23 protein-coding genes are annotated in these 26,479 nt (G+C 71.0%); 9 read left to right on the plus strand and 14 right to left on the minus strand.

The genetic code is table 11. The annotated features are described in order from the left end of the window. Positions 1 to 111: 111 nt before the first annotated feature. Together AB5J56_RS18260 and AB5J56_RS18265 are read right to left on the minus strand one after the other, a co-directional pair. Positions 112 to 2,832, minus strand: coding sequence for a protein kinase (locus AB5J56_RS18260; RefSeq protein WP_369233812.1), 2,721 nt, complete (start codon positions 2,830 to 2,832; stop codon positions 112 to 114). Positions 2,833 to 3,023: 191 nt separating this feature from the next. Next, complete coding sequence (locus AB5J56_RS18265; RefSeq protein ID WP_369242630.1) at positions 3,024 to 5,258, minus strand: serine/threonine-protein kinase; 2,235 nt, start codon at positions 5,256 to 5,258, stop codon at positions 3,024 to 3,026. 216 nt (positions 5,259 to 5,474) lie between these two features. Here AB5J56_RS18265 and AB5J56_RS18270 point away from each other — a divergent pair, with 216 nt between their 5' ends. Continuing rightward, positions 5,475 to 6,527 (plus strand): serine hydrolase domain-containing protein, encoded by a 1,053-nt coding sequence (locus AB5J56_RS18270; RefSeq protein ID WP_369233813.1) that lies wholly within the window; start codon positions 5,475 to 5,477, stop codon positions 6,525 to 6,527. 68 nt (positions 6,528 to 6,595) lie between these two features. Here AB5J56_RS18270 and AB5J56_RS18275 read toward each other — a convergent pair whose 3' ends face one another. Continuing rightward, entirely contained in the window at positions 6,596 to 8,302 is a 1,707-nt protein-coding gene (locus AB5J56_RS18275; protein ID WP_369233814.1) for a glycerol-3-phosphate dehydrogenase/oxidase, read from the minus strand. A gap of 259 nt (positions 8,303 to 8,561) precedes the next feature. Here AB5J56_RS18275 and AB5J56_RS18280 point away from each other — a divergent pair, with 259 nt between their 5' ends. Next, positions 8,562 to 9,770, plus strand: a complete 1,209-nt coding sequence (locus AB5J56_RS18280; RefSeq protein ID WP_369233815.1) for a nucleotide sugar dehydrogenase — start codon at positions 8,562 to 8,564, stop codon at positions 9,768 to 9,770. Between the two features lie 133 nt (positions 9,771 to 9,903). Then, on the plus strand, positions 9,904 to 10,464 hold the full coding sequence (locus AB5J56_RS18285; RefSeq protein WP_369233816.1) for a hypothetical protein: 561 nt from the start codon (positions 9,904 to 9,906) through the stop codon (positions 10,462 to 10,464). Positions 10,465 to 10,529: 65 nt separating this feature from the next. On the opposite strand, the gene AB5J56_RS18290 is transcribed toward AB5J56_RS18285, so the two are convergent. The 4 genes from AB5J56_RS18290 to AB5J56_RS18305 all read right to left on the minus strand — a co-directional run bounded on the left by AB5J56_RS18290 (position 10,530) and on the right by AB5J56_RS18305 (position 15,000). Next, a complete protein-coding gene (locus AB5J56_RS18290; protein WP_369233817.1) occupies positions 10,530 to 11,654 on the minus strand; it encodes a GuaB3 family IMP dehydrogenase-related protein in 1,125 nt (374 codons plus the stop codon). Between the two features lie 148 nt (positions 11,655 to 11,802). Continuing rightward, the gene (gene guaB / locus AB5J56_RS18295; protein WP_369233818.1) at positions 11,803 to 13,311 is read right to left on the minus strand and encodes an IMP dehydrogenase; all 1,509 of its coding nucleotides are present in this window, start codon (positions 13,309 to 13,311) and stop codon (positions 11,803 to 11,805) included. Between the two features lie 245 nt (positions 13,312 to 13,556). After that, positions 13,557 to 14,132: a sigma-70 family RNA polymerase sigma factor gene (locus AB5J56_RS18300; protein ID WP_369233819.1), complete on the minus strand. Its 576-nt coding sequence runs from the start codon at positions 14,130 to 14,132 to the stop codon at positions 13,557 to 13,559. A gap of 256 nt (positions 14,133 to 14,388) precedes the next feature. Next, the gene (locus AB5J56_RS18305; protein ID WP_003948568.1) at positions 14,389 to 15,000 is read right to left on the minus strand and encodes a response regulator transcription factor; all 612 of its coding nucleotides are present in this window, start codon (positions 14,998 to 15,000) and stop codon (positions 14,389 to 14,391) included. Between the two features lie 391 nt (positions 15,001 to 15,391). Between AB5J56_RS18305 and AB5J56_RS18310 the strand changes: the two genes are divergently transcribed. Beyond that, entirely contained in the window at positions 15,392 to 15,730 is a 339-nt protein-coding gene (locus AB5J56_RS18310) for a WhiB family transcriptional regulator (protein WP_369233820.1), read from the plus strand. A gap of 101 nt (positions 15,731 to 15,831) precedes the next feature. Here the strand turns inward: AB5J56_RS18310 and AB5J56_RS18315 are convergent, their stop codons facing one another. After that, positions 15,832 to 16,749 (minus strand): LysR family transcriptional regulator, encoded by a 918-nt coding sequence (locus AB5J56_RS18315; protein ID WP_369233821.1) that lies wholly within the window; start codon positions 16,747 to 16,749, stop codon positions 15,832 to 15,834. A gap of 79 nt (positions 16,750 to 16,828) precedes the next feature. Here AB5J56_RS18315 and AB5J56_RS18320 point away from each other — a divergent pair, with 79 nt between their 5' ends. From AB5J56_RS18320 to AB5J56_RS18330, 3 genes are all read left to right on the plus strand, one after another. Beyond that, the gene (locus AB5J56_RS18320; protein ID WP_369233822.1) at positions 16,829 to 17,509 is read left to right on the plus strand and encodes an MOSC domain-containing protein; all 681 of its coding nucleotides are present in this window, start codon (positions 16,829 to 16,831) and stop codon (positions 17,507 to 17,509) included. Positions 17,510 to 17,617: 108 nt separating this feature from the next. Beyond that, positions 17,618 to 18,391 carry an SDR family NAD(P)-dependent oxidoreductase gene (locus tag AB5J56_RS18325; protein ID WP_369233823.1) on the plus strand — a complete coding sequence of 258 codons (774 nt, stop codon included), beginning with the start codon at positions 17,618 to 17,620 and terminating at the stop codon, positions 18,389 to 18,391. A gap of 87 nt (positions 18,392 to 18,478) precedes the next feature. After that, positions 18,479 to 19,186: an ester cyclase gene (locus AB5J56_RS18330; RefSeq protein ID WP_369233824.1), complete on the plus strand. Its 708-nt coding sequence runs from the start codon at positions 18,479 to 18,481 to the stop codon at positions 19,184 to 19,186. 77 nt (positions 19,187 to 19,263) lie between these two features. On the opposite strand, the gene groL is transcribed toward AB5J56_RS18330, so the two are convergent. The 4 genes from groL to AB5J56_RS18350 form a co-directional block, all read right to left on the minus strand. Continuing rightward, the gene (gene groL, locus AB5J56_RS18335; protein WP_369233825.1) at positions 19,264 to 20,886 is read right to left on the minus strand and encodes a chaperonin GroEL; all 1,623 of its coding nucleotides are present in this window, start codon (positions 20,884 to 20,886) and stop codon (positions 19,264 to 19,266) included. Positions 20,887 to 21,025: 139 nt separating this feature from the next. After that, entirely contained in the window at positions 21,026 to 21,334 is a 309-nt protein-coding gene (gene groES / locus AB5J56_RS18340) for a co-chaperone GroES (RefSeq protein ID WP_019066754.1), read from the minus strand. A 297-nt stretch (positions 21,335 to 21,631) separates the two neighbouring features. Next, the gene (locus tag AB5J56_RS18345) at positions 21,632 to 22,699 is read right to left on the minus strand and encodes a relaxase/mobilization nuclease domain-containing protein (protein ID WP_369233826.1); all 1,068 of its coding nucleotides are present in this window, start codon (positions 22,697 to 22,699) and stop codon (positions 21,632 to 21,634) included. Continuing rightward, positions 22,696 to 23,088, minus strand: a complete 393-nt coding sequence (locus AB5J56_RS18350) for a hypothetical protein (RefSeq protein ID WP_369233827.1) — start codon at positions 23,086 to 23,088, stop codon at positions 22,696 to 22,698. The genes AB5J56_RS18345 and AB5J56_RS18350 overlap by 4 nt, the downstream gene beginning before the upstream one ends. Positions 23,089 to 23,311: 223 nt before the next feature. Here AB5J56_RS18350 and AB5J56_RS18355 point away from each other — a divergent pair, with 223 nt between their 5' ends. Both AB5J56_RS18355 and AB5J56_RS18360 read left to right on the plus strand, forming a co-directional pair. Further along, positions 23,312 to 23,656, plus strand: a complete 345-nt coding sequence (locus tag AB5J56_RS18355) for a hypothetical protein (protein WP_369233828.1) — start codon at positions 23,312 to 23,314, stop codon at positions 23,654 to 23,656. Between the two features lie 72 nt (positions 23,657 to 23,728). After that, positions 23,729 to 23,956 (plus strand): hypothetical protein, encoded by a 228-nt coding sequence (locus AB5J56_RS18360; protein ID WP_369233829.1) that lies wholly within the window; start codon positions 23,729 to 23,731, stop codon positions 23,954 to 23,956. Positions 23,957 to 23,968: 12 nt separating this feature from the next. On the opposite strand, the gene AB5J56_RS18365 is transcribed toward AB5J56_RS18360, so the two are convergent. Together AB5J56_RS18365 and AB5J56_RS18370 are read right to left on the minus strand one after the other, a co-directional pair. Beyond that, positions 23,969 to 25,834, minus strand: coding sequence for a helix-turn-helix transcriptional regulator (locus tag AB5J56_RS18365; RefSeq protein WP_369233830.1), 1,866 nt, complete (start codon positions 25,832 to 25,834; stop codon positions 23,969 to 23,971). Positions 25,835 to 26,010: 176 nt separating this feature from the next. After that, complete coding sequence (locus AB5J56_RS18370; RefSeq protein WP_369233831.1) at positions 26,011 to 26,469, minus strand: hypothetical protein; 459 nt, start codon at positions 26,467 to 26,469, stop codon at positions 26,011 to 26,013. Between the last annotated feature and the right edge of the window lie 10 nt (positions 26,470 to 26,479).

The following is a 26,479-nucleotide window of genomic DNA, read 5'->3' on the forward strand; positions in this document are numbered from 1 at the left end:
CCCGCACAGGGAACGGGCGGGGCCGTACGGAGACCGCACTGTGACGGTTATCCCTTCCGTGTACGGGAGGGAACCAACCGGTGTTCAGGGCACCACCGCTGAGCGAGGGGCTCAGCCGGTCACCTGGTACGTCGACGACGCCTGCTCGTACAGCCGTGTCACCTCGTCCCGTTCGGCCTCCGGCCCGCGCACCTGCACCACGTGGTAGTGGCCGTCGACGATGAGCGCGAGATTGCGTACGTACAGCTCGCGGCCCGAGGAGTCCTGCCAGGTGAACTGCCCCTCGGCCATGGTCCGTCCGCCCACGTCGATCCGCCGCATTCCGGAGGACGTGGCCCACGTCGAGTCGCGGAACGGCTGCAACTCCTGTTCCCTCTCGCGCTGGTAGGCGAGCGGGTCGCTGCCGTAACCGTCCGTGCTGTCCCGGCCGGGTACGACGATCAGCTCGAAGTCACCGTGCGAGTACACCACTTGGCCGTGGCCGTTCTTCGGCGCCCGGCTCCAGCCGCCGGCCACGGCGACACGGAAGCCCTCGGCGTCCTTGCGCAGCTTGAAGCCCTGGGCGACGCCGGGGTCGGAGGCCCCCGACGTCGTCGAACCGGACGAGCCGGAGGGGCTCTTGTCGTCGTCGGAGCCGGGGGAGGTCTGGTCGGGGCGTGGTTGGCTGCCCGCCTTGCCGTCGGCGTCCGTGTCGGAGGACTGCCCGGGGGCCGGGCTCACGGCGCCGGTTCCGGCCCCGTTCGCGCTGCCCGCACCGGCGCTGGTGCCGGTGCCGGTGCCGGTGCCGGATTCGGCCTTCGGCATGAAGAGCACCGCGTACGCGACTCCGGCGGCCAGCAGGAGCAGAACCAGCAGGAGCAGGTTGCGGCCCATGCTCCGGGGCCGGTTCGAGGACCGGTTCGGCGCGCTCGGTCGGCTCCTCGTGCTCGGTCGGTTCGGGCGGTCGCTCCGGGCGCGCTTGTGGCGGGCGTGCGCACTGGTCGCGGGCAGCCCGGCGCGGCGCCTGCGGACGAGCTCGCCCCGTCGCCGTACGATCGGCAGCCGGCTCGGGTCGACGGGAGGTGCCGCTATGACGTGGGCGCCCGCCTCGGGCTCCGGCGCGGATCGCACGAGGGAGCGCAGCCAGCCGCGCAGTTCCTCGAAGTCCAGCCGCTCGGTGGGGTCCTGGCGCAGCAGCGACTCCACGACCGGGCGCAGCGGACCGCACTCCTCGGCGAACGCGGGCGGCTCGGCGCACACGAGCTGCACCAGCTCGGCGGTGTTCTCCTCCGGGTAGGGCGCGTGGCCCTGCACGGCCCGGAAGAGCAGCGCCCCGAGCGCCCAGAGGTCGGTCGCGGGCCCGATCGGCGCCGCCAACTGCCAGTTCTCGTGCACCGGTCCGGCCTGCTCGGGCGCCCAGCGCTCGGTCACGGGCCCGATCACGTTCATCCGCGCCTGCCGGGCACGCTCGGCGGCGAGGGCGGTGGTGGGGCCGCGACGGGGCGGCGCTCCCACTCCCGTTCCTGCAGCTGCCTCTGGGGTGTCTCCTACGGCGGTGTCCGCGGCGGCTCCGGCGCCGCGCCCGGCGACGAGTTCGTCCCAGCCTCCGGCCGAGGTCGAACCCGTACCGCCGTTTCCGGTGCCCTCTCCGTTTCCGGTGCCGCTTCGCGTTCCGGTACCGGGGAGCGCGGGCCGCCCCTGACCGGTGCCGGTGGTACCGGCAGAGCCGACGGAGCCGTTCCAGGTCTGGGTCTGGGTACCGCTCCAGGAGTCGGTGTGCCCCACTCCGTACGGATCGGCTATCTGCCCCGGGGGCACCGTGGTGTCGCCAACTGCGGGCCGGGGTCCGGGCAGTGCCGCCTGACCGCCCCGCTGCTGCTCGTGGATCCGGGCGGCTGCGCGCGCACCGGCGCGGTACGCGGCGATGGCCCCGGCGCGCGCCGCGCGGACGTCCACCTCACCACCGGCTTCCAGCGCACGCGGCCCGGAAGCGGCCACGCCCCCACCGGTCGCCTCCACGGCGGGGCCCCCGCGCTCCGCACGAGCCTCGATCGCGGCCCGACGCGCGGCCTCGGGATCGACAGCCCGCGAACCACCGGGCCTGCCGCCCGTCGCACCGGCCGATCCACCGCGCACCACAGCCGCACCAGAACCTGCACCGGGGCCCGGACCCGCACCCGCACCCGCACCACCGTGCGCGTCACCGGCTGGCCCCGGCCCCGCGTCGTCCTCGAAGTCCCGTACCGGCACCGGGTCGTACCCGCACAGCGCTTCTTCCGCGGCCCCGGCCGCCAGGCCGGTCAGCATCACACGCCCGTCGTCGCAGACGAGCACCGTGCGTACGGTGATGTTCCTGTGCACCCACCCGTGCGCGTGCAGCACCCGCAGCGCGGTGAGGACGTCGGCGGCGACCTCGGCGGCGCGATAGGGGCTCAGCGGCTTCTCGGCGAGCAGCGCGGCCAGTGACCTGGCGGGCACCAACTCGCTGACGATCCACAGCGACCCGCCCTCGGCGAAGACGTCGAAGACCTGGTCGAGCCGGGGGTGGTCGGGTATCTGCGCGGCGGCCTGGGCCGCCTCGATCGCCCGCCGTACGGCCGGTTCGGTGGGCCGGCGCATGGTCCGCTGGGCCCCTCGGCGCACTCCGCCGTCGCGCGCCACGAACCCGTCGGGCAGCCCGTCCGCGTCGAGCACCTCGGCCTCGACCACCTCCGGCAACGGCACCTGCCGGACGAGGACTTCCTGTCCGCTGTAGGTGTCGAAGGCCCGGGTCTCGGCGAATTCGTACTCGTCCGACGGCGGCAGCGGCAGGCGGTAGCGGTCGGCGAGCACCCGTCCCGCATAGTCGTCCACGATGCCTCCCCCGGCCACCCGGTGGTCAATTCCGTTCGTCCTGCGCCCTTTTGTCGCTCCGCTTACGTACCCATGTGGCTGCGTACGGTCCGCAAGCACTCACGATACGTGCCGGAGGCAACCCGCAAAGAGGGGATGCGACATCTCGCAGCCCACGCGGGCATGGGAACGTCAGATCGACGATCGGTACGTCACGACTTCGGCTGGAACGTCTTGGTCAGCGTCTTCCATGTGGCCTTGCGCAGTTCGCTGTCCCACGCCGAGGCCTTCGCCGTGTACATCAGCCCGTACCCGAGGTGGTCGTTGACGACGAAACCGCGGTCTATCGACCGGTACTTGGTCCCGCCGTCCGAGTAGGTGAACTCCCAGTCGGCCGTGTTCCAGCCGCGGTAGTTCACCTTCTCTATGCGGATGCGGTGGTACTGCGGCCGCACCATGTACCGCTCTTGGTTCTTCCAGTCCGCGACGGGGTCGTCCTTGGGCGTGGTCGTCCAGCCGACCAACAGCTTCTGCCCGTCGGGACCGGCGAACCGCGCTCCCGCCGCGCCCGTGGACTGGTACTTCCACCCCTTCGGCAGCCCGATCGAGAACCCCTGACCATCCTTGTACGTCGTCACGGCGGTGTCGTCCGACTCCTTGCCGTCACTGCCGCTACCGGCGTCCGAACCGCCCGACGCGCTCGCACCCGCGCCCGCCGAACTGCCGTCCCCGCTCTTGTCCGCGTCCGAACCCGTGGCCGAGCCACCCGACTTGTCGCCGCTGTCCGTGTGCGTACCGCCGCCGGCACCCTTGCCCTTGTCCTTGCCACCGCTTCCGGCGGTGCTCCCGCTGGAGGCCGCGGCCTTGGTGTCGCTTCCCTTGCCGCTCTTCGACGCGTTGTCGTCGTCGCCACCACCGAGCGTGAGGGCGAGCACGGTCCCTATCACGGCCAGAACCAGGACGACGGCAACGATGACCAACGTCCGCCGCGGCACCACATCCGTCAGCGGCGCCCGCGGAACGGGCCGCGGTGGCCGCTCAGGAGCCACAGGCCACCCGGACGCAGGCGCGGACGAACCGGCGGAGCCGGCCACTCCCGCCGACCCCGCTGCAGCCGCCGCCCCCGACTTCCGAGGTTCCTCCGACCTGGCCTTCGCAGCGGCATCGGCCCCGGCCACCGAACCCGACGCCCCGGCTTTCGCCTCAGTGGAAGCAGAGGGAGAAGCAGAGGGAGAGGGAGGAGCAACGGGAGGAGCAACGGGAGGAGCAACGGGACCCGCAGAGCCCGCAGGCCTTCCAGCGGCACCCGCCCCCTTGGCCCCCGCCCCCTCAGCCTTCGCGGCGTCGGTCCCTTCCGCCCCCGTGGACGTGGACTTGGCACGCGCCGCCGAGGTGGCCGCGGCCGTCGCCGCCCCGGCCACCGAGGCGGCCTTCCGCACGGAACGCAGCGCCCCGCGCAACCGGTCCGCCGCCTCTTCGCCCCGCTTCACCCCGGAGCCGCCCGAACTCCCCTTGCCCGGGGCGTCGTCCGGCACCGGCGGCAGCGCCACGACCTTCGTCGCGTCCGCCGGCTCGGGCTCGGTCTCCTTGGGCTCAGGCGCGTAGATCACTTCGGTGAGCATCGCCCGGGCGCGCTCGTTGTCGAGCCGCTGCTCGGGGTCCTTGGCCAGCAGCCCGTAGATGACGGTCTTCAGCGGACCCGCGTTCTTCGGCTCCTCCACCGGCTCGGTCATCACCGCGGTGAGCGTCGCGATCGCGGACCCCTTGTCGTACGGGGGTACGCCCTCGACGGACGCGTAGAGCAGACCGCCGAGTGACCACAGGTCGGCCGCGGGCCCGGGCTTGTGGCCGCGCGCCCGCTCCGGCGAGATGTAGGAGGGCGCGCCGACGAGCATGCCGGTCGAGGTGATGGACGGATCGCCCTCGACCTGCGCGATGCCGAAGTCGGTGAGAACGACCCGGCCGTCCTCGGACATCAGCACGTTCGACGGCTTCACGTCCCGGTGCAGGATGCCCTCGCGGTGCGCGGAGCGCAGGACGTCGAGTATCGCGAGCCCCACCTCGGCGGCGCGCTTCGGCGTGAGCAGACCGTCCTCGCGGATGACCTCCGCGAGCGACTTGCCCTCGACGAGCTCCATCACGATCCAGGGCCGGTTGTCCTCGTCGACCACATCGAAGACCGTCACCGCGCCGTTGTTGCGGATCCTGGCGATCGCCTTGGCCTCACGCAACGTGCGCGTGATCAGCCGGCGCTTCTCGTCCTCGTCGATGCTCGACGGGAACCGCAGCTCCTTGACGGCGACCGTGCGACCCAGGGTCTCGTCCTCGGCGCGCCACACCGTGCCCATGCCGCCGCGACCGAGAACGTCCCCCAGCCGGTACCGCCCGGCGAGGAGACGTTCGCTCTTGTCCTGACGGGATGCTCCCGCCCGCTCCGCCTCCGACATGCGTCCCCTCATGCAACCCGCCCTGACAGAGCCTCCATTGTCCCTCACCCGACAAGCGCTCAACGCCCAGGGTGCCCCTGGCGCACCGACCACCCGGCCCCGATGCACCCCGTCACCGGACGGCTACGCGACCCGTACGGCGCCGCTGACGCGGAGACCGACCGCCACGCGCAGCGCGCCGTCGAGCATGATGGACCGCGACAAGGGAGGACCGCGATGCCGCTGCCCCGGACACTCCGGACACTGCTGGCCATACCCCTGTCCCTGGCCCTGCTCGGCCTGGCCCCGGCGGGCTCCCAGGCGCCCGCGCCGCCGACCTCGGACGCCACGCTCGCCCTCCTCGTCACCCGCGGAAAGGCCCCGGCCGCGGCCCTGCTGGCCCGTGAGGAATCCGGCTCGCGCTTCGCCCGCGCGGGTCACGGAATCGCTCGCGCCGACCACTTCCGCGCCGGCAGCATCACGAAGACGTTCATCGCGACGGTCGTACTGCAACTGGCCGACGAGCACCGGCTGTCGCTGTCCGACTCCGTGGACGCCCACCTTCCGGGCCTGGTCCGCGGCGCCGGCAACGACGGCCGCCGTCTGACGCTGCGTGCCCTGCTCACCCACACCAGCGGCCTCCACGACTTCACCGCGGACACCGGGGGCACCGTCCCTGTCACCCCGCTTCAGGCCGTACGCATCGCGCTCACCCATCCCCCGGCCGACCGCGGCCGCTTCGCCTACTCGAACACCAACTACGTCCTGCTCGGCATGGTCGTTCACCAGGTGACCGGCCACTCGTACGCCGCCGAGGCCGAGCGCCGCATCATCACTCCCCTCCGTCTGAAGGGCACCTCCTTCCCGGGCGCCCGCTCCTCGCTGCCCTCGCCGCACGGACGCGCCTACACCGCCGACGGCTCGGACGTCACCGATCTCGACCCGCGCGTGGCCGGCGCGGCGGGCGAGCTGGTCACCACCCTCGACGACCTGGACCGCTTCTACGCCGCCCTGCTCGGCGGCGAGCTGCTGCCGCCGAGCGGACTGCGCGAGATGCTCAACACCAAGGCCGCACACGGCTCGTACGGCATGGGCCTCTTCCCGGTGACGCTGCCGTGCGGCACCACGGTGTGGGGACACAACGGCCGGATCTCCGGCAGCTACGTGCGCACCGCGGCCACCGTCGACGGTCGTCGTGTCCTCACCTTCCGGGTGAACACGGACGGGATCTCAGAACCGGACCTCGAACCCGCCCTGCTCGCCGCCGAGTTCTGCCCCCGCACCCCGTAGAACGGACGGGTTCCGAGCAAAGATCCCAGCTCACGACACTCGTTCGAGTGAAAGCCTCGGCGACCGGGCTACAGCGGCACGATGTCCGGTGCCCCCAGCCGCGCCGCGTCCGCCGTCAGGTCGTCCGGCTGGCGCTGCGACTCGCGCTCCGCCTCCACCCGCTTCTCGTAGTGCTCGACCTCCCGCTCGATCTGGTCCTTGTCCCAGCCGAGCACCGGCGCCATCAGTTCGGCGGCCTCGCGGGCGCTGCGCGTCCCCCGGTCGAAGGTCTCGATGGAGATGCGCGTCCGCCGGGTGAGCACGTCGTCCAGGTGCCGGGCCCCCTCGTGCGAGGCGGCGTAGACGATCTCGGCCTTCAGATAGTCCTCGGCGGCGGGAAGGGGTTCGCCGAGGGCGGGGTCGGCGGCGATGAGGTCGAGGACCTCCTCGGCGAGGGCCCCGAAACGGTTCAACAGGTGTTCCACGCGCACCACATGGAGGCCGGTGCGCGCCGCGATCCGCGCTCGCGCGTTCCACAGCGCCCGGTATCCCTCCGCCCCGAGCAGCGGCACGTCCTCGGTGACGCACTCGGCGACGCGCTGGTCGAGGCCGTGCACCGCCTCGTCCACCGCGTCCTTGGCCATGACCCGGTACGTCGTGTACTTACCGCCGGCCACCACCACCAGCCCCGGCACCGGATGGGCGACGGTGTGCTCGCGCGAGAGCTTGCTGGTGGCGTCCGACTCGCCGGCGAGCAGCGGCCGCAGCCCCGCGTACACCCCCTGGACGTCGTCGCGGGTGAGGGGCACGGCGAGCACCGAGTTCACATGTTCCAGCAGATAGTCGATGTCCGCGCTGGACGCCGCCGGATGTGCCTTGTCGAGGTCCCAGTCGGTGTCCGTGGTGCCCACGATCCAGTGCCGCCCCCACGGGATCACGAACAGCACGGATTTCTCGGTGCGCAGGATCAGCCCACTCGTGGAGTTGATCCGGTCCTTCGGTACGACCAAATGGATGCCCTTGGACGCCCGTACGTGGAACTGCCCCCGCTCCCCGACCATCGCCTGGGTGTCGTCCGTCCACACGCCCGTGGCGTTCACGACCTGCTTGGCGCGGATCTCGTACTCCCCGCCGCCCTCGCCATCCTGCACCCTGGCACCGACAACGCGTTCGCCCTCGCGCAGGAAGCCGGTGACACGCGCGCGGTTGGCGACCTTCGCGCCGTACGAGGCGGCCGTGCGCACCAGCGTCGCCACGTAGCGGGCGTCGTCCATCTGGGCGTCGTAGTACTGCAGCGCTCCGACCAGCGCGTCCTTCTTCAGGGCGGGGGCGACGCGCAGGGCGTGGCGGCGGGAGAGATGGCGGTGCATGGGCAGGCCCCGGCCGTGTCCGCGCGCCATCGACATGCCGTCGTAGAGGGCGACGCCCGATCCCGCGTAGAGCCGCTCCCAGCCCTTGTGCTGGAGCGGGTAGAGGAACGGCACGGGCTTCACGAGGTGCGGGGCCAGCCGCTCCAGCAGCAGCCCACGCTCCTTCAGCGCCTCGCGCACGAGCGCGAAGTCGAGCATCTCCAGATAGCGCAGCCCGCCGTGGATCAGCTTGCTGGACCTGCTCGACGTACCCGACGCCCAGTCACGCGCCTCCACCAGGCCGGTGGACAGGCCGCGTGTCACGGCGTCGAGCGCGGTGCCCGCACCGACCACCCCCGCGCCCACGACCAGCACATCCAGCTCGCGCTCGGCCATGGCCGCAAGTGACTCGGCTCGCTCCGCAGGCCCAAGTGTTGCTGTCCTCACCGCTGCCTCCCGCTGTCTGTCGCGCTGGCCACACCTGTCCGGCGAGGCTCGGTCCACGTCCCCCTGCCCAAAGTCTGACCGTGTTGCCCGTCTTCGGCCACCACCCGCCCCCAGCCTGTGGACAACACTCACGGAAACTCGCTCAACCAATCCCGCAAATCGGTCATATTTACTCCTAGTCTGACATTGCGCTCGCCCATCCTGTCCACAGGGCTTGCGTACCTGTCCCGCTTCGGCTACTGGGAAGGACGGCCACGCCATGCCCGCAGATCTCGCCGTCATCGGACTCGGACATCTCGGCCTGCCCCTGGCCCAGGCCGCCGTCGCCGCCGGCATCCCCACGCTCGGCTACAAGACCGGGCCGGAAGGCGGCTCTCTCACCCCCGCCGAACTGCGCCGGATGCTCTCGGGGGGCTTCCGGCCGACCAGCAACCCCGTCGAACTCGGCCGGGTCCGCACCGCCGTCATCTGCGCGCCGACCCCACGGGGCGCGGACGGCGGCCTCGACCTCGGTCAAGTGGCCGCGGCAGCCCGCACGCTGGCCGCGCGGCTGCGCCCGCACACCACGGTCATCCTGGAGTCGCCGGTGCAGCCCGGCACCACCGAGGAGTTCCTGCGGCCGCTCCTCGAACAGGGGTCCGGGCTGCGCGCGGGCCGCGACTTCCACCTCGCGTACTCGCCCAGCCGGGTCGACCCCGGCAACCGCGGCTTCGGCCCCGCCAACACCCCGAAGGTCATCGGCGGCCTGACCTCCGCCTGCACCGAGTCGGCCGCCGCCTTCTACGGGCGCCTCACCGACAAGGTGGTACGCGCGCGTGGCCCCCGCGAAGCGGAGACCGTGCAGCTCCTGGAGACCAACTTCCGGCACGTCAACATCGCCCTGGTCAACGAAATGGCCGTCCTCTGCCATGAGTTGGGCGTCGACCTGTGGGACGTCATCCGCTGCGCGGAGACCAAGCCGTTCGGCTTCCAGGCGTTCCGGCCCGGCCCCGGGGTCGGCGGCCACGCCGTCCCCCAGGACCTGACCGGCCACGCGGGCCGCACCCTGCGCATGGTCGAACTCGCCCAGCAGGTCAACAGCCACATGCCGCAGTACGTCATCCAGCGCGCCGCCACGCTCCTGAACGAGCACGGCAAGTCGGCCCGCGGCGCGCGTGTGCTCCTCCTCGGTGTCACGTACAAAGCGGACCTCGCCGACCAACAGGGCACCCCCGCGCACGAGATCGCCGTCCGTCTGATGGAACTCGGCGCGTCCGTCAGCTACCACGACCCGCACATCCCCGCCTGGAGCGTCCTCGGCCGTCCCGTCCCGCGCGCCGACTCCCTCTACGAGGCGGCGGCCGACGCCGACCTCACGATCCTGCTCCAGCAACACCGCACGTACGACCTCCAAGGGCTGTCCGTGAAGGCCCAACTCCTGCTGGACACAAGGGGAGCGACTCCCACCGGGGCGGCACACCGGCTCTGACCCCTCCGAGGGCCCGGAAATCCGCGTGTCCGGATGTCGTACGCGCCTGCTAATGTGCGGCAGCTCTCGCACACAAGTGCGTTCGCATTCCCGGCGTGTCCCCGCGCACGCCTGCGTCCCTGGGGGGAACCACATGAGTCAGTCCTCGCCGCCGCCGTCCGGTCCGCCGGTCGACAACCCGTACGCCGGCCAGCCCGGTCAGCAGGCCGCGCCGCCCCAGCCCGGCTTCCCGCAGCAGGGTGCGCCCCAGCCGGGCTTCCCGATGGCCCCGACCGCGCCGGCCGCTCCGGTGCGCAACAACCTGGTCCTCGGCCTGGCCGCGGCCGTCGGCGCCGCGGTGGTCGCCGCGGGCATCTATGGCGTCATCATCGGCGCCACCAAGCACGAGATCGGCTATGCCGCCGTCGGCGTCGGCTTCCTGATCGGCATCGCCGCCGGCCGCGTCGGTGGCCGCAACCCGATCCTGCCCGTGGTGAGCGCCGTTCTGTCGCTGGGCGCGGTCTACCTCGGCCAGCTGGTCGGCGAGGCCATGATCGGCGCCAAGGAGACCGCGTTCACCTTCAACGAGCTCTTCTTCGATCACTTCGACGTCATCCAGGAGGCCTGGAAGGCCGAGGCCGACCCGCTGACCTTCCTCTTCTTCGCGATCGCCGCCTACGTGGCGTTCACGAGCGCCCGGAAGGCCGGTCAGTAACCGCGCAGGAACACAGCGAAGGGCCCGTCCACCACGAGGTGGGCGGGCCCTTCGCGTCAGACAGGTCAGCGCTTGTGCTGCGAGTCAGCCACCGTCACCTCGACGCGCTGGAACTCCTTCAGCTCGCTGTAGCCCGTGGTGGCCATGGCTCGGCGCAGGGCGCCGAAGATGTTCATGGAGCCGTCGGGGATGTGCGAGGGGCCGGTGAGGATCTCCTCGATGGTGCCCACGGTGCCGAGGTCGACCTTCTTGCCGCGCGGCAGCTCCTCGTTGACGGCCTCCATGCCCCAGTGGTGGCCCTTGCCGGGCGCGTCGGTGCCGCGGGCCAGCGGGGAGCCCATCATCACCGAGTCGGCGCCGCAGGCGATCGCCTTGGGGAGGTCGCCGGACCAGCCGACGCCGCCGTCCGCGATGACGTGCACGTACCGGCCGCCGGACTCGTCCATGTAGTCCCGGCGGGCCGCGGCGACATCCGCCACCGCCGTCGCCATGGGGACCTGGATGCCCAGCACGTTGCGCGTGGTGTGCGCGGCGCCGCCGCCGAAGCCGACGAGGACGCCGGCAGCGCCGGTGCGCATCAGGTGCAGGGCCGCGGTGTACGTGGCGCAGCCGCCGACGATGACCGGGACGTCGAGCTCGTAGATGAACTGCTTCAGGTTCAGCGGCTCCGCGGCGCCCGAGACGTGCTCGGCCGACACCGTCGTACCGCGGATGACGAAGATGTCCACGCCCGCGTCGACGACGGCCTTGGAGAACTGCGCCGTGCGCTGCGGGGAGAGCGCGGCGGCGGTGACGACGCCCGAGTCGCGCACCTCCTTGATGCGCTGCCCGATCAGCTCCTCCTTGATGGGAGCCGCGTAGATCTCCTGGAGGCGGCGCGTCGCGGTCTCCGAGTCGAGCCCAGCGATCTCGTCGAGCAGCGGCTGCGGGTCCTCGTACCGCGTCCACAGGCCCTCGAGGTTCAGGACGCCCAGGCCGCCCAGCTCGCCGATACGGATCGCGGTGGCCGGGGAGACGACCGAGTCCATGGGAGCGGCCAGGAACGGCAGCTCGAAGCGGTAGGCGTCGATCTGCCAGGCGATCGAGACCTCCTTCGGGTCCCGCGTACGACGGCTCGGGACGACGGCGATGTCGTCGAAGGCGTACGCCCGGCGGCCGCGCTTGCCGCGCCCGATCTCGATCTCAGTCACGTGTGTGGCCTTTCCCTCTTCGTTGCAGCGCCTCCCAGTATCCCCGACGCATACGACAAGGGCGGCCCCGGAACCCTCCGGGGCCGCCCTTGGACGTACTCCACGCGCGCGTGGAGATCGTTTACAGCATCGCTTACAGGCTTTACAGCTACTTGTTACGGCTGTAGTTCGGCGCCTCGACCGTCATCTGGATGTCGTGCGGGTGGCTCTCCTTGAGGCCCGCCGAGGTGATCCGGACGAAGCGGCCGTTGTCCTGCAGCTCCGGAACGGTGCGGCCGCCGACGTAGAACATCGACTGGCGCAGACCGCCGACCAGCTGGTGGACGACCGCGGAGAGCGGTCCGCGGTAGGGCACCTGGCCCTCGATGCCCTCGGGGACGAGCTTCTCGTCGGAGGCGACGCCCTCCTGGAAGTAGCGGTCCTTGGAGAAGGAGCGCTGCTCGCCGCGGGACTGCATGGCGCCCAGGGAGCCCATGCCGCGGTACGACTTGAACTGCTTGCCGTTGATGAACAGCAGCTCGCCCGGCGACTCCTCGCAACCGGCGAGCAGCGAGCCCAGCATCACCGTGTCGGCGCCCGCGACCAGGGCCTTCGCGATGTCGCCGGAGTACTGCAGGCCACCGTCGCCGATGACCGGCACACCGGCCGCCTTGGCGGCGAGCGCAGCTTCGTAGATGGCCGTCACCTGCGGTACGCCGATGCCGGCGACCACGCGGGTCGTACAGATGGAGCCGGGGCCGACGCCGACCTTGATGCCGTCGACGCCCGCGTCGATGAGTGCCTGGGCACCGTCACGGGTGGCGATGTTGCCGCCGATGACGTCGACGCCCGAGGAGTTCGACTTGATCTTGGCGACCATGTCGCCGACCAGCCGGGAGTGGCCGTGCGCGGTGTCGACGACGATGAAGTCGACACCCGCCGCGACGAGGGCCTGGGCGCGCTCGAAGGCGTCACCGGCGACACCGACCGCGGCACCGACGAGGAGACGGCCCTCGCCGTCCTTCGAGGCGTTCGGGTACTTCTCCGCCTTCACGAAGTCCTTGACCGTGATGAGGCCCTTGAGGACACCCGTGTCGTCGACCAGCGGAAGCTTCTCGATCTTGTGGCGGCGCAGCAGCTCCATGGCCTCGGCGCCGGAGATGCCGACCTTGCCGGTGACCAGCGGCATCGGCGTCATGACGTCGCGCACCTGCTGGGAGCGGTCCGTCTCGAAGGCCATGTCGCGGTTGGTGACGATGCCGAGCAGCTTGCCGGAGCCGTCCGTGACGGGCACGCCGGAGATGCGGAACTTGGCGCAGATCGCGTCGGCCTCGGCGAGCGTCGCGTCCGGGTGCACCGTGATCGGGTCGGTGACCATGCCGGACTCGGAGCGCTTCACCAGGTCGACCTGGTTGGCCTGGTCCTCGATGGACAGGTTGCGGTGCAGGACGCCGACGCCGCCCTGACGGGCCATCGCGATCGCCATGCGCGACTCGGTGACCTTGTCCATGGCGGCGGACAGCAGCGGGATGTTCACCCGCACGTGCTTGGAGACGTACGAGGCGGTGTCGATCTGGTCGGGCGCCATGTCCGACGCGCCCGGCAGCAGCAGCACGTCGTCGTAGGTCAGCCCGAGTGTCGCGAATTTGGCGGGCACTCCGTCGACGTTGGCAGTCATGACACCTTCCCCAAATGGCCTTGATCGGTGCGGATGTCCATGCTAACGGGAAGCAGGGCTCTCTCATTCCACGGTTGAGGGTGCCCCTGAGCTTCGTATGTTCGTACGGGACCGGTGCGCCGCCTGTTCATCCGGCGACCGCGGAGACGGGTGACACCCTGACCGGGAACCGGGTCGGGGACTGCTCGGCACCGACGGACACCGCCGTGTCGGCCGAGCGCCGTCGCCGTAGGAAGGGCACCGCCCTACTGCTCCGCCAGCGCCCGCAACCGGCTCAGCGCCCTGTGCTGAGCAACACGCACCGCGCCCGGTGACATTCCCAACATCTGGCCCGTCTCCTCGGCCGTGAGGCCGACGGCGATGCGCAGCAGGAGCAGCTCGCGCTGGTTCTCCGGGAGGTTGGCCATGAGCTTCTTGGCCCATTCGGCGTCACTGCTGAGCAGGGCGCGCTCCTCGGGGCCGAGGGAGTCGTCGGGCCGCTCGGGCATCTCGTCCGAGGGGACTGCCGTCGAGCCGGGGTGGCGCATCGCGGCGCGCTGGAGGTCGGCGACCTTGTGCGCGGCGATGGCGAAGACGAAGGCTTCGAAGGGGCGCCCGGTGTCCTTGTAGCGCGGCAGCGCGAGGAGTACGGCGACGCAGACCTCCTGCGCCAGGTCCTCCACGAAGTGCCGCGCGTCCCCCGGAAGTCGGGACAGACGGGTGCGGCAGTAGCGCAGCGCCAGCGGGTGGACATGGGCGAGCAGATCGTGCGTGGCCTGCTCGTCGCCGTCCACCGCGCGAAGGACGAGCGCGCCGATCACCGTCGTCTCGTCATCGCGCATCGGTCCATGGTGCCTCGGCGTCGTTCTCTCCGTGGCACCGCGTCCATAGTTGTGCACCGAAGCGTTATGAGCAGGTGCGCCGGAACTCATCTCCTGCGCCCTCCCCTTCCGCTCGCCCGACTCGTCCCCGAGGAACTCCACACCTCAAGCATGCGGCATCGGCGGCGAAACGAGCAGCGGGCGCTCGGCGGGTCCCTTTGCCAACCCCGCCCACCATGCGGTAGGCGGGGATTTTCATACCCCCGCTGAGGCTCATCTAGCGGACCAGACCCCACCGGAATCCGAGCGCCACGGCGTGCGCACGGTCCGAGGCGCCGAGCTTCTTGAAGAGCCGACGGGCGTGCGTCTTCACCGTGTCCTCGGAGAGGAACAGCTCGCGGCCGATCTCCGCGTTGGAGCGGCCGTGACTCATGCCCTCCAGGACCTGGATCTCGCGCGCGGTCAGGGTCGGCGCGGCACCCATCTCGGCCGACCGCAGTCTGCGCGGCGCGAGCCGCCAGGTCGGGTCGGCTAGCGCCTGTGTCACGGTGGCCCGCAGCTCGGCGCGCGAGGCGTCCTTGTGCAGATAGCCGCGGGCACCGGCGGCGACGGCGAGCGCCACGCCGTCCAGGTCCTCGGCGACGGTGAGCATGATGATGCGCGCACCGGGGTCGGCGGACAGCAGCCGCCGGACCGTCTCGACGCCGCCCAGTCCGGGCATGCGTACGTCCATCAGAATCAGGTCCGAACGGTCGGCACCCCAGCGGCGGAGGACTTCCTCGCCGTTGGCCGCCGTCGTCACACGCTCGACGCCGGGCACGGTCGCGACCGCGCGGCGGAGCGCCTCTCGGGCAAGCGGGGAGTCGTCGCAGACGAGGACGGATGTCATGGCCGCCCTCCGCAGCTGATGCGCGTCACCTTGAGCCTCCAGGCTGGTACGAAATCGTCACCTGTGCGGTCGATACTCGCCGACGGATATGACCGTCTGCCCGAGCGCTTGTACTTTTCAACCGCCTCGCACTCTCAACGACGGTCACTCGAAAGAGTTACGGGGCTGTCATCCATCTTCGGCACTCTACGTGAGGGCGCGGACACGGTGGAGACATGCACAACGGACCCTCAACCTTTCATCACAAGCTATGCCCCATTCAGCCGTTTTTCTTCCCATTTGCTGGTGTCTAAGGCTAGATTCTCAATGAGTCATATTTTCATCTCCTTAGATCGTAGTTGTACGGTCGGTGAGCACATAACGGCCCAGAACGGCAACAAGGGGACACGCAATGGCAGATTTCTCCCGCCTTCCCGGTCCGAACGCGGACCTCTGGGACTGGCAGCTCCTCGCGGCATGCCGCGGGGTCGACAGCTCGCTCTTCTTCCACCCCGAGGGCGAGCGCGGTGCGGCACGGAGCGCACGTGAGAACTCGGCCAAAGAGGTCTGCATGAGATGCCCGGTCCGCGCCCAGTGCGCGGCACACGCCCTGGCGGTGCGCGAGCCGTACGGCGTGTGGGGCGGGCTGACCGAGGACGAGCGCGAGGAACTCATGGGACGGGCGCGCAACCGGCTCGTCTCGGCGTCGGCGTCGGGTGGTGGCGCCTCGCCGCACCGGATGGACAACTGAAGGAACGTTTCTTCCGACTGGGCACGCGCAGGCGTGCCCCTTCTTTTGAAACGGTCAGGGCCCTCGGGTCCTGTGAAACGGCCAGAGCCCTCAGGAAACCGTCAGTTCCCTGACGGGCGCGTCGCCGCCCCCGCCAGGTGGTCGAGGGTGGCCGCCACCGCGGGCACCTGGGCCAGATCGGGCAGGGTGAGCGCGACGATCTCCCGCCGGACCGCGGGTTCCACCGTCACCGTGCGTGCCCCCTTGGGCCGTACGGACTCGATGGCGAGCTCCGGGAGGACCGCGACCCCGAGACCGGCGCCGACCAGGCCGACCACGGCCGGGTAGTCGTCGGTGGCGAAGTCGATGCGGGGCACGAAGCCCGCGGTCCGGCACACCTCGACGAGCTGGCCGCGGCAGCGCGGGCACCCGGCGATCCACGGCTCACCGGCGAGTTCGCCGATCGCGACCGAGCCGGCGCGGGCCAGCCGGTGCCCCTCGGGGACCAGCCCGACGAGCCGGTCCACCAGCAGCGGCCGTACGACCAGGTCGTCCCACTCGCCCGTGTCACCCTCCGGCGCGGCGCCCTCGTACCGGAAGGCGAGCGCGATGTCGCAGTCGCCCTCGCGCAGCATCTCCACCGAGCGCGGCGGCTCGGCCTCCTCCAGGGAGACGCGGGTGCCGGGGTGTTCGGCGCGCAGGGCGGCGAGCGCGGTCGGCACCAGGGTGGAACTGCCGCTGGGGAAGGAGACGAGGCGGACGCGGCCGGCGCGCAGGCCCGCGATAGCGGCGACCTCCTCCTCGGCGGCCGTGAGTCCGGCGATGATGCCCGCGGCATGCCGGACCAGCGCCTCGCCGGCCTGGGTCAGCCGCATCTCGCGGCCCGTGCGGATCAGCAGCGGGGTGCCCACGGAGGACTCCAGTGCCTTCATCTGCTGGCTGACGGCGGGCTGGGTGCAGCCCAGTTCGCGTCCCGCCGCCGAGAAGGAGCCGGTGGCGGCGACGGCGCGCAGAACACGGAGATGACGGGCCTCGATCACCCTTTGAGCATAAGCGAGCCTTGGATACGGCGCCGAATATTGCGTCGCGGCTTTGCGGTGCATCCCCTAGCGTGCTCGCATGAAGCTTCTGTCGCTGAACCTCGGCCGGGCGCAGGCCGTCGCCTATACGGACCAGCCGGAGGGTCTGACCGGCATCGACAAGCAGCCAGTCGACGGACCGGTGCGGGTGACCGCGCCCGGGCCCAAGGGAGTCGGCGCGAGCGGGCTGGCCGGGGACGCGGTGTGCGACAAGCGCCATCACGGCGGCGACCACCAGGCCGTGTACGCGGTCGCGCGCGAGGACCTCGACGACTGGGAGCGGGAGCTCGGCCGGGCCCTGCCCAGCGGCGCGTTCGGCGAGAACCTCACCACGGAGGGGCTCGACGTGTCCGGCGCGCGGATCGGCGAGCGCTGGCGCATCGGGTCCGAGGTGGTTCTCGAGGTCACCTGCGGGCGCATTCCCTGCCATACGTTCCAGGAGCATCTCGGCGAGAAGGGCTGGGTGCGGCGCTTCACCCACAAGGGCGCGCCCGGCGCCTATCTGCGGGTGGTCGAGCCGGGCGAGATCCGGTCCGGCGACCCGATCGAGATCGTGCACCGGCCGGACCACGACGTGACGGTGGCCCTCCAGTTCCGCGCGGTCACGCTGGAACGGGGGCTGCTGCCGCGGCTGCTCGCGGCGGGGGACGCGCTGCATCCGGAGTCGCGGAGGAACGCGGAGGAATATGTGGAGAAGTACGGGGCGCAGCAGGGGGCGTAACCGTTGCCGTCCCTCAACTCGCCGGACCTGAAAGGGATTTGAGCCAGCTCCGCGAAAGGGCCCTCCGGGGCGGGCGGAAGGCACCGACGAGGTCACTAATCTTTCCCCATGACAACGGCTCTGATTACGGGATCGACCGCGGGCATCGGCGCCGCTTTCGCACGGCGCCTCGCGGCCGATGGTCACAACCTCGTCCTTGTGGCGCGCGACACCAAGCGGCTGCGTGAGCAGGCCACCGAACTGCACGACCGGCACGGCATCGAGGCGGAGGTGCTGACGGCCGACCTCGCGACGGACGACGGCATCGAGGCGGTCGCCGCCCGGCTGGGCGACCGCAAGAACGCGGTCGACCTGCTGGTGAACAACGCGGGCTTCGGCAACAAGGGCCGCTATCTCGACGTGTCGATGGCCGACGAGTTGAAGATGCTCAAGGTGCACTGCGAGGCGGTGCTGCGGCTGACGTCCGCGGCGACCGAGGTCATGCGGGAGCGCGGCCGCGGCGGGGTCGTGAACGTCGCCTCGGTGGCCGCGTTCGTGCCGCGCGGCACGTACGGGGCGTCCAAGGCGTGGGTCGTGCAGTTCACCCAGGGCGCGGCGAAGGACCTGGCGGGCAGCGGCGTACGGCTGATGGCGCTGTGCCCGGGCTTCGTGCGCACCGAGTTCCACGAGCGCGCGGGGATGGGCACGGACAACATCCCCAAGTGGATGTGGCTGGACGCGGACAAGCTGGTCGCGGCCGCGCTCGCGGACCTGGCGCGCGGCAAGTCGCTGTCCGTTCCGGACCCGCGTTACAAGGCGCTGATGGGTCTGGTGAAGGTCACGCCGAGGGCGCTGCTCGGCGGGGTCACGTCGAAGACGGGACGCAAGTACGGGCCGCAGTGACGGCATCCGGTTGAGGTGGGTGGTGCCGTCCCTCCGGTGGGAGGATGGGGGTGTTCGACCGGACCCAGGGGGCCGGAAGGCGGCGCCATGACATTCGTACAGCTCATTGACTGCAAGACCAGCCGGTTCGACGAGATGGACCGGCTGATGGACACATGGGTCGAGAAGACCAAGGGGAAGCGGACCGCGACGCACAGCGTCATGGGCAAGGACCGGTCCGACGCGACCCACTTCATAGAGATCGTGGAGTTCCCGTCCTACGAAGAGGCGATGCGGAACTCGAATCTTCCGGAGACCGACACGATCTTCAAGGAGATGGTGGCTCTCTGCGACGAGATGCCGACGTTCACGGACCTCGACGTGGTCCGCGACGATCAGCTCTACGCGGCCAACATCCGGCAGTTCTTCGAGACGATCGCCGGCAAGGGTGACCTGCCACCGCTCAACGGCCTGATCGCGGAGCACTATCACGACCACGATCCCGCCAACGAGCAGGACACTCTCGGCCTCGACGCGATCACGCGCGAGATCGGGATGTGGCGCAGCGGCTTCGATTTCTCGTTCACCGTCGACGACCAGATCACCGAGGGCGACCGCGTCTGCACCCGGTGGACCTGGAACGGCACCCACACGGGCGACTTCATGGGGATGCCCGCGACCGGTCGGCAGGTCTCGATGACGGGCACGACCATCTTCCGCTGCCAGGAGGACGGGAAGATCATCGAGGGCTGGTGGCAGTACGACCGGCTCGGCCTGATGGGCCAACTCGGGGCACTGGACGCCCTGGAGCAGTAGGGCGGCAGCAGGAAGGCCCGGCACTCCTGGAGTGCCGGGCCTTCGTACTGCTCTGCTTGCCTACCTACCGACGTACGTCAGTGGGAGTGGCCGTGACCGTGACCGGCCTCGGCCTCTTCCTCGGCCGGCTTCTCGACGACCAGGGTCTCGGTCGTGAGGAGCAGGGAGGCGATGGAGGCGGCGTTCTCCAGGGCGGAGCGGGTGACCTTGACCGGGTCGATGACGCCCTGCTTGACCAGGTCGCCGTACTCACCGGTCGCGGCGTTGAAGCCCTGGCCCTTGTCGAGCTCGGCGACCTTGGAGGTGATGACGTAGCCCTCCAGGCCGGCGTTCTCGGCGATCCAGCGCAGCGGCTCGACGGCGGCGCGGCGGACGACCGCGACACCGGTGGCCTCGTCGCCGGTCTTGCCGAGGTTGCCCTCGAGGACCTTGACGGCGTGGACCAGCGCGGAGCCACCACCGGAGACGATGCCCTCCTCGACCGCGGCGCGGGTCGCGGAGATGGCGTCCTCCAGACGGTGCTTCTTCTCCTTCAGCTCCACCTCGGTGGCGGCGCCGACCTTGATCACGCACACGCCGCCGGCCAGCTTCGCGAGGCGCTCCTGGAGCTTCTCGCGGTCCCAGTCGGAGTCCGTGTTCTCGATCTCGGCCTTGATCTGGTTGACGCGGCCGACGACCTCGTCGTGGCTGCCGCCACCGTCGACGATCGTGGTGTCGTCCTTGGTGACGGTCACGCGGCGGGCGGTGCCGAGCACGTCCAGGCCGACCTGGTCGAGCTTGAGGCCGACCTCCTCGGCGATGACCTGACCACCGGTGAGGGTGGCGATGTCGCCGAGCATGGCCTTGCGGCGGTCACCGAAGCCGGGGGCCTTGACCGCGACCGCGTTGAACGTGCCGCGGATCTTGTTCACGACCAGGGTCGACAGGGCCTCGCCCTCGACGTCCTCGGCGATGATCAGCAGCGGCTTGGAGGCGTTGGCCTGGATGACCTTCTCCAGCAGCGGCAGCAGGTCCTGGATGGAGCTGATCTTGCCCTGGTGGATCAGGATGTACGGGTCGTCGAGGACGGCCTCCATACGCTCCTGGTCGGACACCATGTACGGGGACAGGTAGCCCTTGTCGAAGGCCATGCCCTCGGTGAAGTCCAGCTCCAGACCGAAGGTGTTGGACTCCTCGACGGTGATGACACCGTCCTTGCCGACCTTGTCCATCGCCTCGGCGATGAGCTCGCCGACCTGCGAGTCCTGCGCGGAGAGCGCGGCCACGGCGGCGATGTCCGACTTGTCGTCGATCGGACGGGCGGTCGCGAGGAGCTCCTCGGACACGGCCTTGACCGCGGCGTCGATGCCCTTCTTCAGGAGGGCGGGCGACGCGCCGGCCGCGACGTTGCGCAGGCCCTCGCGGACGAGCGCCTGGGCCAGCACGGTGGCGGTGGTCGTACCGTCACCCGCGATGTCGTTGGTCTTGGTCGCCACCTCCTTCACCAGCTGGGCACCGAGGTTCTCGTACGGGTCGTCGAGCTCGACCTCGCGGGCGATGGTGACGCCGTCGTTGGTGATGGTGGGGGCGCCGAACTTCTTGTCGATGACGACGTTGCGGCCCTTGGGGCCGATCGTCACCTTGACCGTGTCGGCAAGCTTGTTGACGCCGCGCTCGAGGGCGCGACGGGCGTCCTCGTCGAACTTCAGGATCTTCGCCATGGGAGCGATTCAGCCCTCTCGGAAAACTAGGGATAACGAGACTGCGCCCCGGGCGCCCGGCTTCTTAGCGATTGCGGGGACCAGGGGCGCAGTTCAAAGCAATATCTGCTTCGAGGTGTTGCAAGGTGATTCGAGTGAACTACTTCTCGATGATCGCGAGCACGTCGCGAGCCGAGAGGACGAGGTACTCCTCGCCGCTGTACTTCACTTCGGTGCCGCCGTACTTGCTGTACAGCACGATGTCGCCGGTCTTCACGTCGAGCGGCAGGCGCTCGCCGTTCTCGAAGCGGCCCGGACCGACGGCCAGGACGACGCCCTCCTGGGGCTTCTCCTTGGCCGTGTCCGGGATGACCAGGCCAGAGGCCGTGGTCTGCTCGGCGTCGAGCGGCTGGACCACAATGCGGTCCTCGAGCGGCTTGATGGCAACCTTGGAGCTGGTGGTCGTCACGATCCGACCTCCCCCTTCGGAGATCTCACGGGGTTAACTGTCTGAGGTGGCGACCAGCTGGATCCGTCGTCGCGGGTGCCGGACCTGCCCGTCGCTAGTTGGCACTCTCCAGTGGGGAGTGCCAGACCTGAGACTATGACTGCGATTAGCACTCGGTCAAGCGGAGTGCCAATTGCCTGCGGCGCTGTGGCGGATTTCGGGCACCCGGGGTGGGTGTGGGCGTCCCTGGGGGCTGCCGCCCCCAGACCCCCGCTGTCGGCCTGGACGGCCTCGCCCTCGAACGCCGGGCGGGCTCTCTCACCGGCCCCGGCCCTGGCCGGGCTGCTGCTGCGGTGGCACCGCCGGGGTTCCGGCCGGCCTTCCGGACGGCTGCTGTCCAGGCTTCGGCCTCGTCGTCCTGGTGGTGCTCCTGCTGCGGGCGGCGGCGGCCGCCACCCCAGGCGTCCCCGCGTTCTGCGGCGGCCGGGGGAGCGTTCTCGCGCCCACGGCGGCGGCCGGGGCCTCCTGGTTGACGGGCGGCGGCTCCGATGTGGCGGTGGCGTCGGCTCTCTGGGCCGGGGCGGCCCACGTGACGCGCGGATCCGGCTGACCCAGGGTCCGGCCCAGGTCGGCCCATCGCAGATCGCGGGCGACGCGCGAAGCGGCCGACCACACTTGTTCGCCCTTGCTGTCCGTCCAGCCGGGCATGCTGAACGAGTAGCCGGACATCCGGCCCGTCTTCGCGGTGTTCGCGCGGAACGACACTCCCGCCTCGGTGAGCGCCCGCTCGAACGCCAACCGGCCCTGGCCGGCACTCGCGTCCCGGGCGCCGCGGACGAGGTCGCGCAGCTGCTCGCGCTCCGGCCGCTCGGCTCCTCGCCGCTGGGCGGCGGCCCGCTCCGGCCCGGACACCTGCGGCGCGACCCGGTTCGACCGCTCCTCCGCGTTCACCAGTCCGTGCTCGCGCTCCAGCTCGCGGACGATCCCCCGCGACTTGCGGAAGTCGTGGCTGTCGCTGGCCAGTTCGCCCGACCACTGGATGCGGGACACGGTCAGGTGGATGTGGTTGTCACCGTGCCGGACGGCCACCCATGGCACGTCGGGGCCAAACATCCGGCCGACGTACTGCTCCGCGATCTGCGCCCACTTCTCGTCGGACAGGACACCGTCCTCGGCGGGCAGGCTCAGCGAGCACCGCCAGATCGGCCGGTCCACGTCCGGGCGTTGGCGGCTGTGCCGGTCCATGATCCGGGCAACCTGCTGCGGGGTGCCCGGCACATTCCCGGCCACGATCCGCGGATCGACGTGCTCCTCCTTGTGGCCCGGTCCGAAGTCGTACCGCAGAGCGCCACCGGCCCGGCGCCCCTTTGTGATCTTGGCGATCATCCGGCCGCCTCGTCGGCCTGGTCCTCGTCGGTCTCCCGGTCCGGACCGAGTCCGCGCACCGCGAGAGCCGCCCGGCCCACCTCCTCGACGGCGGCCTGGATGGCCGCGTGCAGCTCGCGCCGCTCGTGGCTGTACCGCGTCAGCTGGTTCAAGTTGTTCGCCGCCGCGACCAGTTGGCCGTAGGCGGCGGCGTTCACGAGCGGCACGGTCGGCACGTCGCCGGGTATTCCGCGGCGGCCCAACCGCTGCTCGACCACCGCCCGCACCCACGCGCCCAGCTCCCGGCGGCCGGTTCGTTCGCGGGCCCGGTGCCAACGGCTCAGCTCCTCCTCGGTGAGCCGCACCGACACACAGTGCGTTCGCTTCTGGCCCGGCTTTCCGCGCACCATCCCCCGCTCCTCCTGTTCGTGATCTGTGATCACCAAGCTTGCCCGGTAGACCGCTGCGGCGTCGCTCCCGGTTCCCAGAAATCCGGACGCGGGCCGTCAGGAGCCGAACCGGCGGGATTCCTGGGGGATTTCGGCCCGTACTCGGTCATGCCGAGCCGACGTCGGGCAGTGCTCGTCCGGGGAGTCTGCTGCAGGGCGGGCGCCTGCCGCTACGGTCGTCGGCATGACGAAGCATGACACCCCGCGGGACGCCGAAGGTTCGAAGCTCTGCGCCTGGTGCGGCGAGCCGATCCAGCAGACCGGCGTCGGCCGGAGCAAGGACTACTGCCGCCGCAGCTGCCGACAGCGGGCGTACGAGGCCAGGCGCCAGCGCGAAATCGTGGTGGCCGCCGTGGCGTCGGCAGTCGTACGCCGGGATTTGTCACGTGACGAGACTGCCGGGACAGGCGGGGTGCCGGTTCCGGCTCCTGCGCGCGAGCTTCCGCCACGACAGTCGGCCACGACGGCGTCGGCGATGCCGCCATGGCCGTCGGAGGAGTACGGGGGAGAGCCGCCCGCTCAGTCGTGATGGTGGGACACGTCGAAGGTTGAGGCTCAACCTTATTGCGCAACGAGGATGGAATGTGTCAGACTGACTCGTATGACGCAGAAGACACCGGCCCAGCTTCGGGCCGACGCAGAGGCGACGCTCCGGGGGCCCGGACAGCGCCGGATCGAGCTCCTCGCTCAACTCGAAGAGCTGGATAAGGAGTTGCGCCCGCTGATCGCGGCGGCCCGCGTGGTGGAGGTCCCGATCCGGCGGATCACGGAGATCACGGCGGTCAGTCCGAACACAGTCCGGGCGTGGACCGCAGCAGAGGGCCAGTAACGAGGCGGGCCGCTACTCGGTCGCCTCGGCCGACGTCGGGGCGACCTCCTGTCGGGTGCGCACGGCACCGACGGTCATGCGCAGGGGCTCGTGCTGCGGGTGGCCGGTGACGAGGTCCATCAGGTAGGTGTCCATGCCGGGCGCGCGGTCCTCCAGGGTGAGCGGGTGCTCGGGGTCGGGGTGCGCGAGGACGGCAAAGGCGAGAGCGCGGGCGAGGATTTCCGGGCCGGTGCCGCCGTAGCCCCAGGTGATGTCGTGGTGGGTGTAGCGGGGGTCGGTGGGCAGGATGTCGCACCGCCCGTCCGGGAGCAGCACGAACGCGGTAAGACTCCCGGAAGTGGCGGCGATCTCGGCGTCGTCGGGGTACGGGACGGCGGGTAGCGCGCGGGGGCGTTCGACGGCCACGGTGCCGGTGGTGGGGTTGTGCAGGACCAGACGGCCGAAGGGGTCGTACCCGGTGCGCAGACCCTCGAGGTCCTTCTCCCACAGGTGGCCGCGCAGGGCGGCGGCTCGGTGGGCGTCGCCGGCGGCCGGGCCCCACCAGGAGACGGTGGCGAGGTAGGCGTGTTCGGCGTCGCCGGGCTCGGTGATGGCCCGCGGGGCGGGGCCGGGGTCGTCGACGAGCGCGGGGTCCAGCAGGTGGCGGGTGCTGACCAGTTCGGGTTCGGCGGCGGCCAGGGCGTCGCCGAGGTCCGCATCGGCGTACGGACCGCCGGTCTCGCCCTGGTCGGCCAGCGCACCGGCCAGGGCGCGCACCGCCGTCAGGGCCCGGTGCACGGCACCGATCGACAGCTCCCGGTCGGGCCGGTTCGCGTAGCGGGTCAGCAGCTGGTTCTCGTCCGGGCCGGGCTGGTAGAAGCGGCGTTCGACCAAGCGCGCGCCCGGGTCCTCGGCGTCGGCGTGCCGGCGGTAGTGCTCGGCGGCCGTGAGGGCGTCGGGCAGCAGGGCCCGCACGGCAATGCCGAGGGCCTCGGCGGTGCGTGCGGCCGCGGCGTCCCCGTCCCGCGCCAGCAGGCCGAGAGAGGGCAGGTCGGGGCGGGGCTCGCTCCCGGCGAGCAGGGCCGCGCGGTAGAGGTGCAGGCGGGTGAGGTGGCGCAACTGGGTGTGCAGCCGCTGCGGGTCGAAGTCGATGACGGCCGGGCGGTGTCCGGCGGCGAGTGCGGTGACCACGTCGGCGGTGTAGGTGCCGGGCGGGAAGTCGAGATCCGGCTCGGTGCCCAGGATGCGGGTCAACTGGTCGCGCTGGATGCGCTGCCAGACCGGAGTGTCGAACTCGCCGGTCCAGGCGTCCCGGCTGCCGCGCCGCAGCAGGGTGTCGAGCAGCCCGCCGGTGGCCGCGGCCCGGGGGAAGGCGAAGCTGACGTAGTCGACGCTCGGCTCGCGGAGCGGAAAGCCGCGTGGCCAGAAGCCGAACCACCAGGCACTGCGCGCCTCACCGAGGCCGAGGTGCTGGGCGGCGATGGTGCGGGCCACGGTCTCGGCGAAGTTGACGATGATGCCGTGCGACTCCGCCAGGGCGCCGTAGAGCACCACGGTGCGCCGGGGGCCCGCGGCCGGTCCGCGCCAGATCCGCACGTGCACCCGGGGCGGCTCGTCGTACCAGACGCCGGGCACGGTGAGCACCTCGTCCACGTCCAGGCGCAGTGGGGCGTCCGGTGCCGGGACGCTGTCCCAGTCCGGCGTGGGCGGCCGTCCGGTGGACGGATCGCTGCCCGCGAGGGCCAGTTCGATGTCGGCGGACCGCCACAACCGGGTCCGCCCGGAGCGGCCGACCGGCTGCGGCAGCTGTCCGCTCTCCACGAGCTGGTCGACGCGTTGCCGGCTGACGCCGAGCCGCTTGGCGATCTGCGCGCTGGTGTTCAGCTCGTCCAGGCTCATCCCGACCCCTCCCTCGCCGGCGCAAAGCAGGCGCCATGCTGAGTGTCCGTCAGGACACACCCTCGCATGGCGACTTGCGCTGAAGCAAGAGGGAGTCGCCGGAGCTGGCGATACAGCAATCCCTCGGCCCAGCCGGGCTGGGAACCCTCGTCCGCGAACGCTGAACGAGCGGGGACCTACAGGTAGTCCTTCAAGCTCGCCACCGCGAAACCTTGACTCCGGATGTCGCGCAGCAGGGCGGGGGTCGTGGTCGGGTCGGCGCGGATGATGGTGCCTGGGGTCAGGTGGGCGGTGTTCTTGCGGGGGGTGAGGGTCTTTGGTCCCATTCCGCAGCCGGCGGGGGCGCAGAGCGTGACCGGGAGGTGCAGTTCGCGGGTCATGGTGAGGAAACGGGGGGTCGGGGCGCCGTCGTAGATCAGGAAGACGACCCTGTCCCGGGTGGGGATGTGGTCGATGATCTGCGGCCGGCCGGGGCCCGCGGCGTGGCGGGCGGTGACAGGCGGGGTGTGCGGACGCACCCGTTGGGCCGCCTTCTTGCTCAGGCGTTCGATGGGGTCCACGGACTGGGCGCAGCCGGTCAGCGGTGCGAGCAGTGCGGAGGTGAGCAGCGCGGCGGCCAGGACGCGCGGTCTCACGGGCGGGCCT

The sequence above is a fragment of the Streptomyces sp. R21 genome, from assembly GCF_041051975.1.
Classification (GTDB): Bacteria; Actinomycetota; Actinomycetes; order Streptomycetales; family Streptomycetaceae; genus Streptomyces.